This is a genomic window from Bacillus sp. RHFS10 (genome assembly GCF_016757475.1).
In the GTDB taxonomy this organism is placed as follows: Bacteria; Bacillota; Bacilli; order Bacillales; family Bacillaceae; genus Bacillus; species Bacillus subtilis_G.
Window position 1 is genome coordinate 533,595 of sequence record NZ_JAESPO010000002.1, and the last position, 19,205, is coordinate 552,799.

At 43.2% G+C, this 19,205-nt stretch carries 14 protein-coding genes and 1 pseudogene; 8 read left to right on the forward strand and 7 right to left on the reverse strand.

Going from position 1 to position 19,205, the window contains the following annotated elements; genetic code table 11:
• The first annotated feature begins 311 nt into the window (after nt 1-311).
• The 5 genes from pgsB (at nt 312) to JMN17_RS09440 (ending at nt 4,682) form a co-directional block, all read left to right on the forward strand.
• A complete protein-coding gene (gene pgsB / locus JMN17_RS09420) occupies nt 312-1,493 on the forward strand; it encodes a poly-gamma-glutamate synthase PgsB (protein ID WP_087991735.1) in 1,182 nt (393 codons plus the stop codon).
• A 14-nt stretch (nt 1,494-1,507) separates the two neighbouring features.
• Nucleotides 1,508-1,957 (forward strand): poly-gamma-glutamate biosynthesis protein PgsC, encoded by a 450-nt coding sequence (gene pgsC / locus JMN17_RS09425; RefSeq protein ID WP_003227889.1) that lies wholly within the window; start codon nt 1,508-1,510, stop codon nt 1,955-1,957.
• An 18-nt stretch (nt 1,958-1,975) separates the two neighbouring features.
• Complete coding sequence (pgsA, locus tag JMN17_RS09430) at nt 1,976-3,118, forward strand: capsular polyglutamate synthetase PgsA (protein ID WP_202327943.1); 1,143 nt, start codon at nt 1,976-1,978, stop codon at nt 3,116-3,118.
• Nucleotides 3,119-3,132: 14 nt separating this feature from the next.
• A complete protein-coding gene (edmS, locus tag JMN17_RS09435; RefSeq protein ID WP_087991733.1) occupies nt 3,133-3,300 on the forward strand; it encodes an extrachromosomal elements maintenance protein EdmS in 168 nt (55 codons plus the stop codon).
• 140 nt (nt 3,301-3,440) lie between these two features.
• A complete protein-coding gene (locus JMN17_RS09440) occupies nt 3,441-4,682 on the forward strand; it encodes a C40 family peptidase (protein ID WP_202327944.1) in 1,242 nt (413 codons plus the stop codon).
• 36 nt (nt 4,683-4,718) lie between these two features.
• On the opposite strand, the gene ywtE is transcribed toward JMN17_RS09440, so the two are convergent.
• A complete protein-coding gene (ywtE, locus tag JMN17_RS09445) occupies nt 4,719-5,579 on the reverse strand; it encodes a 5-amino-6-(5-phospho-D-ribitylamino)uracil phosphatase YwtE (protein WP_148962597.1) in 861 nt (286 codons plus the stop codon).
• A 155-nt stretch (nt 5,580-5,734) separates the two neighbouring features.
• Nucleotides 5,735-6,703: an LCP family protein gene (locus JMN17_RS09450; protein WP_087991731.1), complete on the reverse strand. Its 969-nt coding sequence runs from the start codon at nt 6,701-6,703 to the stop codon at nt 5,735-5,737.
• Nucleotides 6,704-7,027: 324 nt separating this feature from the next.
• On the opposite strand from JMN17_RS09450, the gene JMN17_RS09455 reads away from it, so the two are divergent.
• Nucleotides 7,028-8,410: a sugar porter family MFS transporter gene (locus tag JMN17_RS09455; RefSeq protein WP_301272163.1), complete on the forward strand. Its 1,383-nt coding sequence runs from the start codon at nt 7,028-7,030 to the stop codon at nt 8,408-8,410.
• A gap of 36 nt (nt 8,411-8,446) precedes the next feature.
• Here JMN17_RS09455 and JMN17_RS09460 read toward each other — a convergent pair whose 3' ends face one another.
• Genes JMN17_RS09460 through JMN17_RS09470 form a run of 3 tightly spaced genes read right to left on the reverse strand, consistent with a single transcriptional unit; the run spans nt 8,447 to nt 12,131 of the window.
• Nucleotides 8,447-9,571 (reverse strand): Ger(x)C family spore germination protein, encoded by a 1,125-nt coding sequence (locus tag JMN17_RS09460; RefSeq protein WP_087991729.1) that lies wholly within the window; start codon nt 9,569-9,571, stop codon nt 8,447-8,449.
• Nucleotides 9,568-10,674, reverse strand: coding sequence for a spore germination protein (locus JMN17_RS09465; protein WP_087991728.1), 1,107 nt, complete (start codon nt 10,672-10,674; stop codon nt 9,568-9,570). The genes JMN17_RS09460 and JMN17_RS09465 overlap by 4 nt, the downstream gene beginning before the upstream one ends.
• 5 nt (nt 10,675-10,679) lie before the next feature.
• Nucleotides 10,680-12,131, reverse strand: coding sequence for a spore germination protein (locus JMN17_RS09470; RefSeq protein ID WP_087991727.1), 1,452 nt, complete (start codon nt 12,129-12,131; stop codon nt 10,680-10,682).
• Nucleotides 12,132-12,394: 263 nt separating this feature from the next.
• On the opposite strand from JMN17_RS09470, the gene manA reads away from it, so the two are divergent.
• The gene (gene manA, locus JMN17_RS09475; protein WP_087991726.1) at nt 12,395-13,345 is read left to right on the forward strand and encodes a mannose-6-phosphate isomerase, class I; all 951 of its coding nucleotides are present in this window, start codon (nt 12,395-12,397) and stop codon (nt 13,343-13,345) included.
• A gap of 130 nt (nt 13,346-13,475) precedes the next feature.
• Nucleotides 13,476-16,119, forward strand: a pseudogene (locus JMN17_RS09480) (SPOR domain-containing protein).
• Nucleotides 16,120-16,156: 37 nt separating this feature from the next.
• Here the strand turns inward: JMN17_RS09480 and JMN17_RS09485 are convergent.
• Complete coding sequence (locus tag JMN17_RS09485) at nt 16,157-18,016, reverse strand: CDP-glycerol glycerophosphotransferase family protein (protein ID WP_202328231.1); 1,860 nt, start codon at nt 18,014-18,016, stop codon at nt 16,157-16,159.
• An 18-nt stretch (nt 18,017-18,034) separates the two neighbouring features.
• Complete coding sequence (locus JMN17_RS09490; protein WP_087991724.1) at nt 18,035-19,204, reverse strand: CDP-glycerol glycerophosphotransferase family protein; 1,170 nt, start codon at nt 19,202-19,204, stop codon at nt 18,035-18,037.
• Nucleotide 19,205 lies beyond the last annotated feature (1 nt).

Here is a 19,205-nt window from a genome sequence, read left to right on the forward strand (position 1 = left end):
ACGCTGAAAAAAAGATTGATTTGAAATACATATTAAATGCGAACAGCGGGGGGTGACTATACGTCCATAAGGATATCAGGAGGAAAATGAAAGCGCATTCCTTTTGATTTTTAAAAAAAGAGATAAGATGTAAGTCCTGCCGTTTTCCAAATTTAGAAAGCAGTTTGTAGGTACAAAATCTCTTTCAAAAGAGAAGTTTGGCTTAGTGGGTTAGGGAAGATTATGCTACATAATGCCGATTGAGAATTCATAGTGATTCTATATACTGATGAATGAATTTACAACAATATAGAAGGAGATGTCGAAAAGCAATGTGGTTACTCATTATAGCCTGTGCTGTCATACTGGTCATCGGAATATTAGAAAAACGACGACATCAGAAAAACATTGATGCCCTCCCTGTTCGAGTGAATATTAACGGCATCAGAGGAAAGTCCACTGTGACAAGGCTGACAACCGGAATATTAATAGAAGCCGGTTACAAAACTGTCGGGAAAACGACAGGAACGGACGCAAGAATGATTTACTGGGATACTCCGGAGGAAAAGCCGATCAAACGGAAACCTCAGGGGCCGAATATCGGTGAACAAAAAGAAGTCATGAAAGAAACAGTAGAAAGAGGGGCCAACGCTATTGTCAGTGAATGCATGGCGGTTAACCCGGATTATCAGATTATCTTTCAGGACGAACTGCTGCAAGCCAATATCGGCGTGATTGTCAACGTTTTAGAAGACCATATGGATGTCATGGGGCCAACGCTCGATGAAATTGCGGAAGCGTTTACTGCTACTATTCCTTATAATGGCCATCTTGTCATTACAGATAGTGAATATACCGAGTTCTTTAAACAAAAAGCAAAAGAACGAAACACAAAAGTCATCATTGCTGATAACTCAAAAATTACAGATGAATATTTGCGTAAATTTGAATACATGGTATTTCCTGATAATGCTTCACTGGCACTGGGTGTGGCTCAAGCACTCGGCATTGACGAAGAAACAGCGTTTAAAGGAATGCTGAATGCGCCGCCAGATCCGGGAGCAATGAGAATTCTCCCGCTGATCAGTCCGAGCAAGCCTGGGCACTTTGTTAATGGGTTTGCCGCAAACGACGCTTCTTCTACTTTGAATATATGGAAACGTGTAAAAGAAATCGGTTACCCAACTGATGATCCAATCATTATTATGAACTGCCGGGCAGACCGTGTCGATCGGACACAGCAATTCGCAAATGACGTATTGCCTTATATTGAAGCAAGTGAACTGATCTTAATCGGTGAAACAACAGAGCCAATCGTAAAAGCCTATGAAGAAGGCAAAATTCCTGCAGACAAATTGCATGATTTAGAGTACAAGTCTACAGAAGAAATTATGGAATTGTTAAAGAAAAGAATGCACAACCGTGTCATATATGGCGTCGGCAATATTCATGGCGCCGCAGAGCCTTTAATTGAAAAAATCCACGAATACAAGGTTAAGCAGCTCGTAAGCTAGGAGGAAATGCAGACATGTTCGGATCAGATTTATACATCGCACTCATTTTAGGTGTACTACTCAGTTTAATTTTTGCGGAAAAAACAGGGATTGTGCCGGCAGGACTTGTTGTACCGGGATATTTAGGACTTGTGTTTAATCAGCCGGTCTTTATATTACTTGTTTTGCTAGTGAGCCTGCTCACTTATGTGATTGTGAAATACGGTTTATCGAAATTTATGATTTTGTACGGACGCAGAAAATTCGCTGCCATGCTGATAACAGGGATCGTCCTGAAAATCGCGTTTGATTTTCTATACCCGATTGTACCATTTGAAATCGCGGAATTTCGAGGAATCGGCATCATCGTGCCAGGTTTAATTGCCAATACCATTCAGAAACAAGGATTAACGATTACGTTCGGAAGCACGCTGCTATTGAGCGGAGCGACCTTTGCTATCATGTTTGTTTACTACTTAATTTAATGTAAGGTGTGTCAAACGATGAAAAAAGAACTGAGCTTTCATGAAAAGCTGCTGAAGCTGACAAAACAGCAAAAAAAGAAAACCAATAAGCACGTATTTATTGCCATTCCGATCGTTTTTGTACTTATGTTCGCGTTTATGTGGGCGGGAAAAGCAGAAACGCCGAAAGTCAAAACGTATTCTGACGACGTTCTCACAGCCTCATTTGTCGGGGATATTATGATGGGGCGCTATGTTGAAAAAGTAACGGATCAAAAAGGGGCAGACAGTATTTTTCAGTATGTTGAACCGCTCTTTAAAGCCTCTGATTATGTAGCCGGAAACTTTGAAAATCCGGTAACCTATGAAAAGAATTATAAACAAGCAGAAAAAGAAATTCATTTGCAGACGAATAGGGAATCAGTGAAAGTCTTGAAGGATATGAACTTTACGGTTCTCAACAGCGCAAACAACCACGCAATGGATTACGGCGCTCAGGGCATGAAAGATACACTAGGAGAATTTGCGAAGCAAAACCTTGATATCGTTGGAGCGGGATACAGCTTTAGCGATGCGAAGAAGAATATCTCGTACCAGGAAGTCAATGGAGTAACCATTGCGACGCTTGGCTTTACCGACGTGTCTGGAAAAGGCTTCGCGGCTAAAAAGAATACGCCGGGCGTACTGCCCGCAGATCCTGAAATCTTTATCCCTATGATTTCAGAAGCGAAAAAACATGCAGACATCGTTGTTGTGCAGTCACACTGGGGACAAGAGTATGACAACGATCCAAACGACCGTCAGCGCCAGCTTGCAAGAGCTATGTCTGATGCGGGAGCTGATATCATTGTAGGACATCACCCGCACGTCCTAGAACCGATAGAAGTTTATAACGGAACCGTGATTTTCTACAGCCTCGGAAACTTTGTCTTTGATCAGGGCTGGACGAGAACGAGAGACAGCGCATTGGTTCAGTATCACCTGAAGAAAAACGGAACAGGCCGATTTGAAGTGATGCCGATTGATATCCATGAAGCGACGCCTGCGCCGGTGAAAAAAGGAAGCCTTAAACAAAAAACGATTATTCGCGAACTCACGAAAGATTCTAATTTCGCATGGAAAGTAGAAGATGGAAAATTGACGTTTGATGTTGATCATAGCGACAAACTAAAATCTAAATAATAGGAGTGATAAAAATGAAATTTGTCAAAGTTATCTGGCCGTTTGTTGCCGTAGCTATCGTATTCATGTTTATGTCAGCGTTTAAATTCAATGATCATCTGACAGATCAGGAAAAGCAGAAAATTGATACGGAAATGCACAAAATCCAACAGCAGGAAGAACCGGCAAACGCCAATAAATAATTCAAAAAAGAGAGTGTCTCATGAGGCATTCTCTTTTTATTTGCCCAGCATATTCATTCTGTAAAAATATCAAAAAGTCTCTTAACATATTGAAAAAATTACCGATGATAAAACTGCAAAAAGAGGAGGAGATAATAAAAGTGAACACACTGGCAAACTGGAAGAAGTTTTTGCTTGTGGCGGTTATCATTTGTTTTTTGGGTTCAATTATCACAAAAGCGGGGATTGCGGAGGCTGATACGTCATCTGAACTGATGATCAGCGAAGCGAAAAAACTGCTTGGATATCAGTATAAATACGGCGGTGAAACGCCGGAAGAGGGATTCGATCCTTCGGGATTGATTCAATATGTTTTCAGTAAGGCTGATATTCATCTGCCGAGATCTGTGAACGACCAGTATAAAGTCGGAACGGCCGTAAAACCGGAAAATCTGCAGCCGGGCGATGTTTTGTTTTTCAAGAAAGAGGGAAGCAGCGGGACTGCTCCGACACACGTTGCTCTTTACATTGGAGACGGCCAAATGATTCACAGTACGCAATCAAAAGGGGTTATCATCACCAATTACAAAACGAGCAGCTATTGGAGCGGATCTTATATCGGGGCGAAACGAATCGCAGCCGATCCGGCAACTGCTGATGTCCCTGTTGTTCAGGAGGCCGAGAAATATATCGGCATTCCATATGTATTTGGCGGAAGCACACCGTCAGAGGGCTTTGATTGCTCAGGACTCGTGCAATATGTGTTTCAACAGGCACTCGGCATTTATCTGCCGCGATCAGCCGAACAGCAGTGGGCAGTGGGCGAGAAGGTAGCCCCTCAGAACATACAGCCGGGTGATGTCGTCTATTTCAGCAATACGTATAAAACGGGAATTTCACATGCAGGCATTTATGCTGGCAGAGGAAGATTTATTCAGGCAAGCCGGTCAGAAAAAGTAACCATTTCCTACTTGTCAGAGGATTATTGGATATCGAAGATGACAGGCATTCGCCGATTTGACAATCTGGCAATCACGAAAGAAAATCCGATTGTGTCCGAGGCAACGCTTTATGTCGGAGAAGTTCCCTACAAAAAGGGCGGAGTTGCTCCAGAGACAGGATTTGATACAGCCGGATTTGTCCAGTATGTATACCAGAAAGCAGCCGGTATTTCCCTGCCTCGATACGCAACAAGCCAGTTCAAAGCCGGAAGTATGATTGAGAAGGCGGATCTGAAACCGGGAGACATTGTGTTCTTCCAATCAACAAGCTTAAATCCCGCCATCTATATCGGAAACGGACAAGTTGTTCATGTCACATTATCAAACGGCGTGACTATCACCAATATGAACACGAGCACGTATTGGAAAGATAAATATGCGGGAAGCATACGGGTGCAATAAAAGGACAAAGACTCCAGAATCTCTGGAGTCTTTTCTTTATGCATATTGGCCGGAAAGAAGCTGGTCAATAAAGTAAGCCACACCATTTTCGTCATTGCTTTTTGTGACGAAGGTGCTTTTTTCTTTTAATTCATCGATCGCGTTTTCCATAGCGATACGGTGTCCGGCGACTTCAAACATGGACAAATCGTTCGGACTGTCGCCGATCGCATAGATATCCTGTGTTTCAATTCCGTATATTTCAGCCAGCTCTGTCAGCGCGCGTCCTTTTCCTGAAGAGGCCGGCAGGATTTCGATAATATGTTTTCCAGAAGAGGTTTGTGCCAGTTTTTTATGATGCTTCAGCTCTTCCTTCGCTTGTTTCAGCTTGTCCATATCAAAGGAGAAGCAAAGAAGCTTATAAATGTTTTCGCTGCCGTCAAAAACCGATTCGATATGAGGGATCCGTTTAATGCCAAACTGCTTGAACTGAGTCATGGCTCCTTGCCACAATTCATCGGTCTTTTCGCTTGGATTTGCGCTCTTTAGAATATCAAGCTCCGCATGCAGCTTATCCTCGCCGTCAAAAGGAGAAAGCAGATGGTCATCTGTATATACCTCAAAGTAAATGTTTTTTGACAGCAAGTAATCAGCGATCGCCTTGCCAGCCTCCTGATCCATTAATGTCCGGCTGATCAGGCGGTAGCCTTTGTCATGAACCGTACCGCCATTTGCCGCAATGATAGGGATATCCAGATCTTCCAGCAGCGCTTTTACATCAAACGTTGCTCTTCCCGTGCAAATGGTGACGAGGATGCCGGCATCAATGGCCCGCTTGATCGCCGCTCTGTTTTCAGCAGAAATGACGCTTTCCTTATTCAGTAATGTTCCGTCTAAATCAATCGCAATACATTTCATATGTAGGGTACCTCCTTAAAAATGAAGCTGCTTCGAGTAGTATGTTCAGCTTTCCTGCGAAACATTAATCATATCTATCAGGCTAAACGTTACTTTGAAAATTTTCAACAAGGAAATATGTAAAAAACGGGATGGCAATTACGCCATCCCGTTTTTTATACACCTAAATCGTTTTGCAGCTCTTCTTTGACTTCCTGCAGTTTTTGCTGATTCAATTTTAAATAATATACTCCGGCAGGTTTATAATCATAACCCGTCAGCTGAATAGAATCAACCGATTTCAATGAAGTGAGAAACGGGAACAGGCCGATGGCATCTTTAAGTGATAAGTTCATTTTCAGATTTTTCCCCATCGTATCCACAATGTCATCATAAGCCGGGATTGAGCTCAGTGATTTTGACTTTTCCAAAATAGCGCTCAGCACTTCCATTTGTCTTTGTCCCCGCAAAAGATCACTGTCCGCTTTACGTGTTCTTACGTAAGCGAGTGCTTCTTCTCCATCAAGCGTATGAGTTCCCTCTTGAAGAACGACTTTTCCCTTTGTATCTTTTTTGATTTGCTTAATGACTTTATCGCTTTTTACTGTTACTTTGACGCCATTCAGCTGGTTCACGACGTCTTCAAAAGCTGTGAAATTGCTTTCGACGACATAATCGACGGGAATATCCAGCATCTCCTCAACTGTTTTCACAGTGAGGTCAACGCCGCCGTAGGCATGAGCATGTGTAAACTTATCATAGCCATGGCCTGGGATATTTACATAGGCGTCACGCGGAATGCTCAGCATTTTAGCTGTTTTTTCTTTCCGGTTAAATGTAACCAGAACATTCGCGTCACTTCTTGCCTGGTCGACAGTCTCGCCGTTTTCTTCTCTGGCATCAATTCCCAAGAGCAATACAGAGAAAGAATCTTTTCCGGGATTAAATTCTTTAATCCGTTTTACTGATTGTTCTCCGCGCGCAAGGCTGACATGAGCTTCTTTAGAAGCATTGCTCAGCTTGACATAAGCATAGGCGCCGACAGATCCTGCCGCAATGACTAGAAAAGCCATCAAACCGGCAACGATTTTCACCCATTTTCTAAGTCGTCTCTTTTTCTTTCTGCGGTGCGTTCGTTCTTCCATATCAATACCCTCTCGTTTCTTTAATATTTGAAGAGTACCATTTATTTTGCCATGGGACAACTCTTCAAAAGACATTTTTCGATAAATATTCCTATATTTATAAGTTCCTGTTCTTGAAAGTTGATATTTTAAATGTGATGAATCACCTTATATTGGACGCTCTAGCAGATAAAATGTTTCGGTGACGTTGAAAAAAATGCAAGTAAATGATTGGAAACTTAGGGGCTGCAAGAACGAAAAGGTTTAATGGCCGGAAAAAGAGGCTAAAAGATTTCTAATAAACTTCGCAACAATGTCATTGAAGCTGAATGGAGAAAGGGAGTCATTGTTATGAAAAAGCAGTCGAATATATGGCTTTATTTTTTCGGCGCTCTTGGAGGCGCGTTATACGGTTATGACACCGGAGTGATTTCCGGCGCTATTTTATTTATGAAAAAGGATTTAGGATTGAATGCGTTTACAGAAGGACTTGTTGTCAGCTCTTTATTGGTTGGGGCGATATTAGGTTCAGGAACGGCCGGTAAGCTGACCGACCGTTTCGGAAGAAAAAAAGCGATTATGGCGGCCGCGCTGCTATTTTGTATAGGCGGTCTGGGTGTGGCACTCGCCCCGAATACGGGAGTCATGGTGCTGTTTCGCATTATATTAGGACTTGCAGTGGGGACTTCGACGACGATCGTGCCGCTCTATTTATCTGAACTGGCGCCAAAGCATAAGCGGGGGGCGCTGTCATCGCTGAATCAGCTGATGATCACGGTCGGCATTCTGCTTTCTTACATTGTCAATTACATATTTGCTGATGCCGAAGCGTGGCGCTGGATGCTTGGATTGGCTGCTGTGCCGTCTCTGCTCCTGCTTATTGGCATTTTGTTCATGCCGGAGAGCCCGCGCTGGCTGTTTACGAATGGCGAAGAAGGCAAAGCGAAAAAGATTCTTGAAAAATTGCGTGGCACAAAAGATATTGATCAGGAAATACATGATATTCAAGAGGCGGAAAAGCAGGATGAAGGCGGTCTGAAGGAGCTGTTCGATCCATGGGTTCGCCCCGCCCTGATTGCCGGCTTGGGACTGGCGTTTTTACAGCAATTTATCGGAACGAATACGATCATCTATTATGCGCCAAAGACCTTTACAAACGTCGGATTTGGAAACTCCGCTTCGATTTTAGGAACGGTCGGAATCGGCACAGTTAATGTGCTCATGACATTAGTAGCGATAAAAATTATCGACAAGATCGGGAGAAAGCCGCTATTGTTATTCGGGAATGCCGGGATGGTGATCAGCTTGATCGTTCTCGCTCTGGTGAATCTCTTTTTCGATAACACCGCGGCTGCCTCATGGACGACAGTCATTTGCTTAGGCGTGTTCATCGTTGTTTTTGCGGTCAGCTGGGGACCGGTTGTCTGGGTGATGCTTCCTGAATTGTTTCCGCTCCATGTCAGAGGAATCGGCACTGGGGTATCGACCTTGATGCTGCACGTTGGGACACTGATTGTTTCACTAACCTATCCAATATTAATGGAGGCAATCGGCATCAGTTATTTATTCCTGATCTATGCCGCGATCGGCATCATGGCGTTCTTGTTTGTCCGGTTTAAAGTGACAGAGACGAAGGGGAAAAGCCTTGAAGAAATTGAGCAGGATTTACGGGATAAAAACGGACAGGGGGGATCGGCTGGGAAACAGCAGACGACCGAAACAACATAAAAAAGGGTGCGCGATCATGCGCACCCTTTTGATTGCTCACTTTCCTACTGTGCCGAAGTTAATGATTTTGAAAGAAATATCGTATGTGAAATCAGCCTCTGAAAATAGGTCATCCCAATGTCCTTTTACTTTATGCCAATATTCTGGGTATTGAACCCGAATGTGTTCGGATAAAAAGACCGGATCGGTTTTATAATCATGCTGCAGTTTATCCATGACCTTCTTTATATCGCGTTCAAGCTTTTTCTCAAAAATGTTCTCCAGCCTGCTCAAATAGCTCTTACTAAAGGAGTTTTCATTCGGATTTTGGTCTTCTGTCAAGAAGCCCTTTGTTTTGACAGAAATTCGAAAGACAGGTTTTCCGTTTTCAATGGACGGCTTAATTTTCGTTTTTGACTTTTTAATCTCAAACGTAATCGGATGTCCTTTATCTGTCGTCGGCATCACGCCTCCTTGGATCGTCCCCACGACCCATGTCAGCGTTTGTGTTTCATTTGGTGAAAGAAATCCAACGAGTTTATTGCTCCCGCTTTTGATAATGCCCGCCCCGTCATACGTTGCTTTTCCCTTTTGGTTTTTCACGGCTTGAATGAGAAAGCTGTAGCCATTTTGGCAATAGATAGAAGCCCTGCCGATGCGAAGCGGCCTCATAATCTTACCGTTATATCCTCTATGAGTTGTCAAATCAATCAGTTTTTCGGTGGGCATCGGCTGCTGCTGGCTGGGGCTTCCTTTTGTAAAGATATCAGCCGCTTTCCCTCTGGCTGCCATCAAAAAGCTGCTGCGCCGCAGCTCGTCATCCCGAATAAAATGGTTAAAGACTTGATCTATGTTTTGATTCCTCATCAGTTTTTCTCCCAAAAGAATCACTTTTAAATGATCGCTATAAATAGGAGGGTCCTTGACAGATACATCACTGACTGCTTCCAGAATGGTTTTCCCGTGGGATGTCACATGAACAAATTCGGGTTTTCCGGATGCTTGGCTGTCTTCACTTTGGGGAAGAAGGTTTTGGTATGTTAATTTATACTGATGATCATCTGTCTCATCGATTGCCAGTCCTCTTGCGAAGGATAATTTCTCAATATTTTTGACATCCCAACATCCCGAGAGAACCTGCAGCATCAGAAACATAACTGCGAGTTTTGTTATGATCTTCATCCAAGCTGCCCCCTCCCCAGTTTTTTCTGTACCCAGCTTAAAAACCAGGTAAAGAATGGGATTGCAATCACAAATAAAAATACATATCCGAGAAGTGTTCCATAATAAAATACCTCATTCAGGTCCTTGGGATACATCGTTACGAAAAACGTCCCAGCCAGCATTGCAGCCAAGAGCCATGGATTGTTTTTATTTTTTAGATGAAAAATTTCTGTTAATCCAATATGGGCGCCTTTGAAGGACCCGAGCATACAGGCAAATTGCTGGGCTGTCCAGGTCAGCTGTAAAAACAGATCGAATCGTTCAATAAAAATACCCGGAACCTCTAATGCGTGAATGAGGGAAATGGTCGGCCAAGTCACTGTTTTTGCCTCTGCCACAGTCATACAGCCAATCACAATGAACAACGTAATGCTGTAAAACACTGTGGAAGTCGCGATGCCCAAAGCAACAGCCTTTTTCGCTTGCTTCGGATCTCTCATAAAAGGGACGAGATAAAATATGATTTCAAATCCTGAGAAATATAAAAGCGTCTTTGGGAATAAAGAGAAAAAACTTTGATAGCCTCCTTCAAAAACAGGCCGGAGAAAATCAAGCTGAAATAAGCGAAAGCTGAACAACAGGAGCATCATAAAAATAATAAGAGTCATAGGAAAAATATAAGCGTATACCTTTGCAATGGGATAAACGCCTCCGCCCACATGATAGATGGCAACTGCGAGAAATATAAAAACGACAACTGACATTGGCGTATTTTTCAACAGAAAGAATCCGACGACCTCTCCCAAAATCCGTGCTTGATAGCAAACAACTCCCATGAAATATAGACAGATAAACAAATTCAATAGTGGGCCGATGAATTTTCCAGCCGTGATGCTGTTGAGCTTGAAAAGAGTTTTTCCGCTGTTTTTTTGAAGGAAAGGCAAAAAAAGCAGAGCGATCATAATAAAAATAACGCCCTGCAGCAGGATCATAATCCATCCGCTTGGACTGCCGGTTTCAGCAGCTGAGCGGGGAAGGGTTAGGACCCCGGCACCGATCAGTGTGCTGCTTATCATAATAAGCGTCTGCATAAAAGTCAGTTTATGCTCTGATTTTTTCATAGCCATCACCTTTGTCTGATGTTATCTTCGGGATCGTTTCGTGTCGGTCTTCTTTTAAAAAACTTCGTGGGAATACGGATGACGGTGTCCTTCAAATCCTGTCCGGGCTGTGCCATGATCGGAATGATGTAATCTTGCCCGAAGCTTTTCAGGCGCATCAAGTGGCCGATCACAAACAGGAAAACCATAACGACGCCATACATACCAAGTACTGCTGCACTTATCATTGCAGCAATGCGTATCAGCCGCAGGGGAAAGTTATAGGCGTATGAAGGAACGGTAAAAGACGCCAGTGCTGTGACAGAAACGACAATGACCATAAGGGCGCTGACAATTTGCGCCTGAACAGCCGCCTGTCCGATGACAACTCCGCCGATAAGGCCAATGGTCTGACCGATCGGCTTTGGCAGTCTCAACCCGGCTTCTCTGATCAGCTCGATCGTAAAGATCATAAAAAAAGCTTCTACAAAAGGCGGGAATGGCACATTAAGCCTGCTGCCTGCAATGGAGATCGCCATTCGGGTCGGCAACAGCCCAGTGTGGAAAGAAACGAGAGAAATATACAGACCGGGCAAATAAATGGTGATCAGAACGCTGGAATACCGAAGAAGGCGTATAAGTGACATCGGAATCCAGCGCTGGCTGTAATCATCGGGCGAATGAATGAATTCATCAACCGTAGCCGGCACAATCAAAGCGAACGGGGTGCCATCTACCAATATGGCTACCCGTCCTTCTAATAGAGAAGCTTCTGTCCGATCAGGCCGTTCAGTGCTTAATATCGTGGGAAAGATCGAAAACGGTTCATCTTCAATCAGCTGTTCAAGTGTACCCGATTCCGGCAGATCATCGATTTTGACTGAGTTCAGCCTTTTAAACACTTCCTTGACGACATAATCAGGAGCAATATCTTGAATATAAGCGACAGCGATTTTCTTTTTCGTCCTTTTTCCGAGTATCATTTCCTTTATGACGAGGTTAGGATCACTTGTCCGTTCACGCAAAAGCGCTGTGTTTGTCCGCAGCTTTTCAATAAATCCTATTTTCGCACCGCGTTCCACGATTTCGGAGGAGGGCTCTTCAAGACTGCGTGTTTTTAATGTTTTCGTGTCAAAAGCTAATCCTTCGCGATAGCCATCAGCGAGCAAAACGGCATGCCCTGTAAAAACGAGCTGTTCTATTTCTTTCATTTCAGAGACAACGCTATGGTGAAAACCGAAAAAAAAGGCGGATAAGTCTTCAATCGAGCCTTCCTTATGGGCTAACGCCTCTCTTTGTAAAGGAGAAATGACGTATTGCGCCAGCATTTTATTCTCTGTCAGACCGTCAATATACAGTAAACACGCCTTCCGTCTGCTGTCTCCAAAAGCAAATGAATAAAACATCATATCGTCGTTTTGTCCCCATTTTTTTTTTAATGCATCTAAGTTGTTCTGGAGATCAGAGTCGATGTGCATAGTTTTTCTCCTTCGTAAACAGATTGACGGTTTTTATTAATTTGTATCAAAAAAGGAGAATTATTCTTCTCAAGGAAAAGGCTGAAACAAAGCTTCTTTTCGACGTGATATAATATAAAGGAAGCGTTTTCTTAAAGGGGTTGTCAAAAGATGATGCTTTATACATATGTTGTCTTAGGAATAAGACAGCTTATACGGGCGTTTGTAAGGGGGGCGCACCGGGAAAATAATGATCAGCTATTTACAGGGGAGGGGTACGGATCATGACGCAATCACCGATTTTTCTAACGCCTGTTTTTAAAGAAAAAATCTGGGGCGGCACCGCTTTACGAGATATATTTGGATACGGTATTCCTTCCGAAACGACGGGGGAATGCTGGGCCATTTCCGGTCATCCAAAAGGACCGAGCACTGTAGTGAATGGCCCGTATAGAGGAAAGACATTGATCGAGCTTTGGGAAGAGCACCGTGAAGTATTCGGCGGCGTGGCGGGGGACCGATTTCCGCTTCTGACAAAACTCCTGGACGTGAAGGAAGATATGTCGATAAAAGTTCACCCTGATGATTATTATGCCGGAGAAAACGAAGAGGGAGAACTCGGCAAGACGGAATGCTGGTACATCATTGACTGTAAAGAAAACGCGGAGATTATTTATGGGCATACAGCCCGCTCAAAAACAGAACTTGTCACAATGATCAACAGCGGTGACTGGGAAGGCCTGCTGCGAAGAATCAAAATTAAACCTGGTGATTTCTATTATGTGCCGAGCGGAACGCTGCACGCATTGTGTAAAGGGGCACTGGTGTTAGAAACACAGCAAAATTCAGATGCCACATACCGGGTGTACGACTATGACCGGCTTGATCACAACGGGAGTCAGAGAGAGCTTCATTTTGCCAAAGCGGTCAATGCGGCCACAGTTCCTCACGTGGACGGGTATATAGATGAATCGACCGAATCAAGAAAAGGAATTACCATTAAAACGTTTGTCCAAGGGGAATATTTTTCGGTATATAAATGGGACATAAATGGCGAGGCTGAGCTGTCTCAGGATGAAGCCTTCTTGCTTTGCAGCGTGATTGAAGGAAGCGGTTCACTGATGTATGAAGACGAAACATGTCCGCTCAAAAAAGGCAATCACTTGATCTTGCCCGCTCAAATGCCCGATTTTACGATTAAAGGAACTTGTACACTGATCGTGTCTCATATGTAAACTTAATCTCACTTCGAGATTAAGTTTTTTTTTATGAAAAAATGGAAGGGATTCACCTGTAAATGAAGTGTACGCGTGCCGATAAATAAACTAGTTTTATATACTCATTGAATATGAAAGAGGAGAAGGAATGAAAAAGAGATTAATCGCACCGATGCTTCTGTCCGCCGCGTCCCTTGCCTTTTTTTCCATATCCGGTTCTGCCGCACAGGCTGCAGCCTATAAGGACTACTCGATATATGAGATAGAACCGGCTAAAACGTTCAGTACAGAAAGCCAAGCCGCACAGGCAGCCGCCAAGCTGGAAAAAGACACTGGCTGGGATGCTTCTTATCAGGCTTCGGGCACAACAACGACCTACCAAATTTCCACTGCTGGCATTCATAGCGAAGCAGAAGCGAAAGCAATACTGAGCGGACTCGCCAAACAGACAGCGATTTCAGGCAAGTCAAGTCCTGTCGGAAGCAAACAGCCGTATGTCACCATCACCTCAGGCGCCATTTCGGGTGAAAAGCAGGCAAACACATTGCTGGCCAAGCTTAAACAAGAGACGGGAGTGTCTGGCACTGTAAAAGCATCCGGAACAGCCCAGCCCTATGTGAACGTCATAACATCAGAAATCCCTGATGAGACAAAAGTGAAGGCGCTTATCCAGAGTCTGGCTAAGCAAACGGGAATTAAAAGCTCGTATCAGCCCGTCTCACATACGGTGTCTGTCACAACCATTCAGTCAGGCGCAATCGTTGGAGACAGCAAAGCAGAGCAGATCAAAAATGCCTTCCAAAAGGAATCGGGGCTTAAGGCTTCATTAAAAGAAACGGTGAAAGGACAAGCCTATTATACATTCACTACAGCCGCCGTATCAGGCGAAGCGAATGCCAAGAATCTATTAACTCAATTGAAACAAACCACCGGTATTACAGGAAGCTACAAGCCAATCAATCAAAAAACAACTGCTGAGACATATAATGTCCAATCAGCTTATTTCAAAGGGCTGAATACAGTCAAGGACGCCATCAGCCAAATCAAGAAAAACACCGGCGTATCCGGCAGTTATCAAAAGGTTGGCACAAGCACATCATATATTGTGAATATGAAGGGTTTAACGAAACAGCAGCTGCAAAAAGTGGACACCTTCTTTAAAAAGAAAAAGTGGCGCTGTACATCATCCAGCATCAAAAAAACGACAACATCTACAGCCTATCAAATAACGACAGCAAAAATTTTAGGCGAGAAGCAGGCAAACAAAGCCGCAGCCTTTTTTGTTCAGAAAAAAGTAAAGGCAGCGAAAAAAGCAACTGGAACAACAGCAGAAAACCAATATCAGCTCATCTCAGAAGAAACATCAGATCAAGTAAAAGTGACAAAGGGCTTGAACATATTAAAAAAACATCAGCTGAGTGTATCTGCGAAAACAATCAAAAAACAAATCGCTAACACGTTTACAATCACAACTGAATCTCTGCTTGGTACAGCCAAAGCCAATCAAGCACTTACATTCTTTCAATCGAATCACATATCAGCAACAAGCCAGAAAACCGGTCAGACCACAGCGAGCAGCTATCAAATGATAACTGAAGCCATCATCAGCCAAGAAGATATTGACCGTGTTTTAGCGTTTTTCAAACAAAATAATGCCGCCGGCACAACAGCTAAAACAGGCGAGACGGCATATACACAATACAAAATCGTAACAGCCCAGATCAGCAGCAAAACAGCATTAAACAATGGGGTAACCTATCTGAAAGCCCAAAGCTTAAGCCCGAGTTACACAACCAAGACCAATCGCCTTTATAAAATCAGCTTAAACGAACCGTTCACAGGTAACGATGCAGCTGCTGCGGCAGCAGCGAAGCTGAAACAATTATACGGATGGACATCATCTATCGTAAAAATCAAAAACGGGCCGCAAATCATGAAAACAAATTACAATCTCTCGCTTCGTGATATGGTCCAAAAACAAATGACAGTAAGCCCGCAAACAGACGGGGCGGCTTACGTATCGCTCACTTATATTCATACAGCAACTTCAACAGTCACAGCTGACGTACTGAATATCCGGTCAACGCCGGCAGTCATCCCGACGAACGTAATTGGCCAATTTAAAAAAGGCGATAAGGTGAAAATCATCGGCCAGACAAACGGCTGGGCCAAAATCAATTTGGGCTGGCGAAACGCAAGCAGTGATGAAGTGGTTCAATACGTGGATCCGAATAAATTTTCCAGAGACAGCAAATACTATTTCCAATTTCTCAAGCTGTCACAGGCAGCCGGGCTCAGCATCACTGAAGTCAATCAGAAAGTGCTTGCGGGTAAAGGCGTTCTGACAGGGAAAGCAAAGGCATTTATCGATGCCGCCAAACAATACGGCATCAACGAGCTCTATTTAATCTCACACGCTCTTCTTGAAACAGGAAACGGAACATCCGATTTAGCCAACGGCTTAACCTATAACGGAAAAACTGTATATAACATGTACGGAATAGGCGCATACGACAGAAATCCGAATTACTACGGCGCTAAATACGCGTACGAACAAGGCTGGTTCACACCAGAAGCGGCCATTATCGGCGGGGCCAAATTCATAGGCTCTTCATATATTCACAACACAGCCTACAACCAGGACGCTATACAAAATGAGATGGTCAGCCACAGCGGCACACCAATACGCAACCGACATCGGCTGGGCGTACAAACAAGTAAACCGCATGTACAGCCTGTATTCATTGCTGGACGGTTATACGCTTTACTTTGATGTTCCGGAATACCAATAAAAAAACCACCTTTTGCGTTTGCAAAAGGTGGTTTTGCTTATCTTTTAAGGACTTTATCGTCTAATGGCTCCTCTTCCTGAGGAAAGACAATTTGATCGATCACACGTTCACTTGCTTTTCCGTCAAGATCGTCGAAGAAATAATGAACAAATGAATCAATTTGCTCAAAGTTATACTTCTCTTCCTTTATGATCGAAATCATTTGATCAGACGTTTTCGCAAGCGGACCAGGAATAAAGTCAAAGTAATCGTAATAGAAATCACGTTTGCGAATATAATCATCTACATCATAGCTAAAGAAGATCATCGGTTTATTTAATAAAGCATACTCAAAGCACACAGAAGAGTAATCTGTAATCAGAACATCTGTTACGAGCAATAGCTCATTGATTTCCCTAAACGAAGAGAAATCATAAAAGAAATCACTGTACTGATAAGGAATATTGGCATCGTTTCGAACGAATGGATGAATCTTAAATAAGAAGATATACTCATCCTTTAACTCATGATACAGACGGTCAAAATCAAGCACTTCAAAAGGATAATGAGCGGATTGCTGACCGTTTCCGCGGAAGGTTGGTGCAAAAAGAATGACCTTCTTGTCCTTCAGAAACGGATATTCCGTATAAAGACGTTCTTTTACAAATGCCTTCTTCGCTTCATCAAAGAAAAAGTCTGTTCGCGGTACGCCTGTAGCGATGACGTTCTCTATATCTACGCCGAAGCCCTCTGCATAATGTTTTCGTATATTCTCAGAGCTGACAATCACCTTGGTGTAGTTTCTATGGTTTTTCGAATGCGGCGACGGTCCTCCTGGCAACCCGATTCGGCTGTAGCCGAATGTCTTAAAGGCGCCGACAGCATGCCATAGCTGGACAAGATCCGCATTTTTACGGATTTTTAGCGGATAAATAATCGGATAAAAATCATCTATAAAAATGATTTTGCTTGTCGCAAAATGATAGGCCATTGACATTAATTCAGACAGGCTTTTTCTGTCTCGAATGCTGCTCTTTAAGAAAAATTTGAAATCAAAATTTTCTTCGCGCTTTAGCAGTTCTTCATAAACAAATTCGAAGTTGCCTGTCAAATCAAGCCGGCTGTCAGAAGCAAAGACGATCTTATTGGACTTAATCGGCAGCAGGCGGAACACATCATAAGCAAAATGAAATAAGCTCGTATTCAGCTTGCGTAAAAATCGGTTCGCTTCTTTTCCAGTATCCAGCTCCAAAAGGCTCGGATCAATTTCCTGCAGCTTGTTGCAAGACAAGTTAATCGTCTTTTCGCCCTCATCATAGTTAACAATTAAATTGAATTTCATCAGCTTTTTAGCAGAATGAAATTCCATTTTTGTGGCATATACATCATTAGAGAGGAAATTGCTGACGTTTCCGACCGTATGCACTTCCTGGTGTTTTACATTTTGGTCATCTACAGCTTCAATTTCCAGAAACAGCTTATACTCGCCCTGCGGAAGCGGCTTGTCATTCATCAGCTTAGAAAAGTTAATCTGCTGTGAAAATCCTGCCCACTTATAGCCCCCAGGCACATTTGAAGTATCAATCGACAGCTGATCTACCGGAACATCCCGCAGTGAAACAGCTGTAAATAAAACACCGTTGTTCACCAATAATAAACGTTTTCGAACCTGATCCTCTTTTTGAAGAGGCAGGCCCTTGATGTACATATAACCCGCAATTTTAAGAATTGATCCATTCCAAGAAAACTCAGAAATTTTTCTGACAGGGACTTGCTGGTTTTCTTCAATTCGCTTGGTTTTATCGAAAAGAGAAAAAACCCTGTTATCTGTCGAATGGACAATGACAGATGTATCTTCTGTTTTCGTTCTCTTTTTTGATCTGAAAAGTCTGTTCTTAATCTTTCTGGCCAGCTTCACTTTGTACCTCACTTTCTCCTAATCGGCACCAGATGTTAAAAATGATGAAATAAAATCGGCTACTCGCTCTGAAGATTTGCCGTCCTGATGGGTAATAAATGTTTGCGAAAAAGCCTCAATCCGCTTCGTATCAGCCTCGTGATCACTCTCGATATCGTGTACAAGCGATGGAACATCTTTCGAAATCGGCCCGGGAACAAACGATTCAAACGGATAGTAGAAATCACGTTCTTCCAAGTAGTCTTCTAAATCCGGGCAGTAAAAATACATCGGACGTTTCAGCAGGCTGTATTCGAAAATGACTGAAGAATAATCGGTTATCAGCCCATCGGAGATTGCCATCAAATCGTACAAAGAGTACGAATCGGTTAAATCCAGCACAAAATCATCCTCTTCCGTGTGCGCATGCTTGCGCATATACGGATGAAGATGGAGCATCACGACATAATCTTTATGGTTTAGCGCCGATTTTAATTGTAGCAGATCAAGCGGGGTAGCGTCACCCTCTTGATGATGTCCGCTGCCTCTAAAAGTAGGAGCATACAAAAGCTTTTTCTTATGCTTAAGTTCCGGATAAACCCGATGAAACTCATCCAGTACATGGCGAATATGATCCTTATGATAAAAATAATCCGTTCTTGGAATGCCAAGCGGCAAAATCTGCTTTTGCTCCATTTGAAAAGCTTCGGCAAAATGCGGCACGGCATCAGGTGCACTGACAACAGCATAATCATAGTTAGAATGCACGGGAACAATCTTCAGGTAATCAGAAGAAGGACCAAACGGCTTGTCCACAATGCTGTAGCCGAATTTTTTAAACGCGCCGCAAGCATGCCAAAGCTGGATGGCGACAGTTTCCTTTCGTTTTGGCACAACATACAAAGGAAAATAATAATCATCTAACAAAAGCACACGACATGTGGCAAGGTGATATAACGAGCTGAAAAGATGAAGCAAATATGCAGCTCGTCCGATCAGCCCCTTATCCATCTTGCGTAAAAGCAGGGTGATGCGAAGAGACGGATCTTGCTTCAGCTTTTCATAAACACCTTTAAAATTATCACTTAAATGATCTTCACGATAGGAAGCGATGACAACTTTGTTGTGCTGTACTGGCAATAAGGCGCTCAATAGTTTATAAGAGGTACTGAATACTCCTTTTACGATTCGTGTAAGGAATGTTTTCACT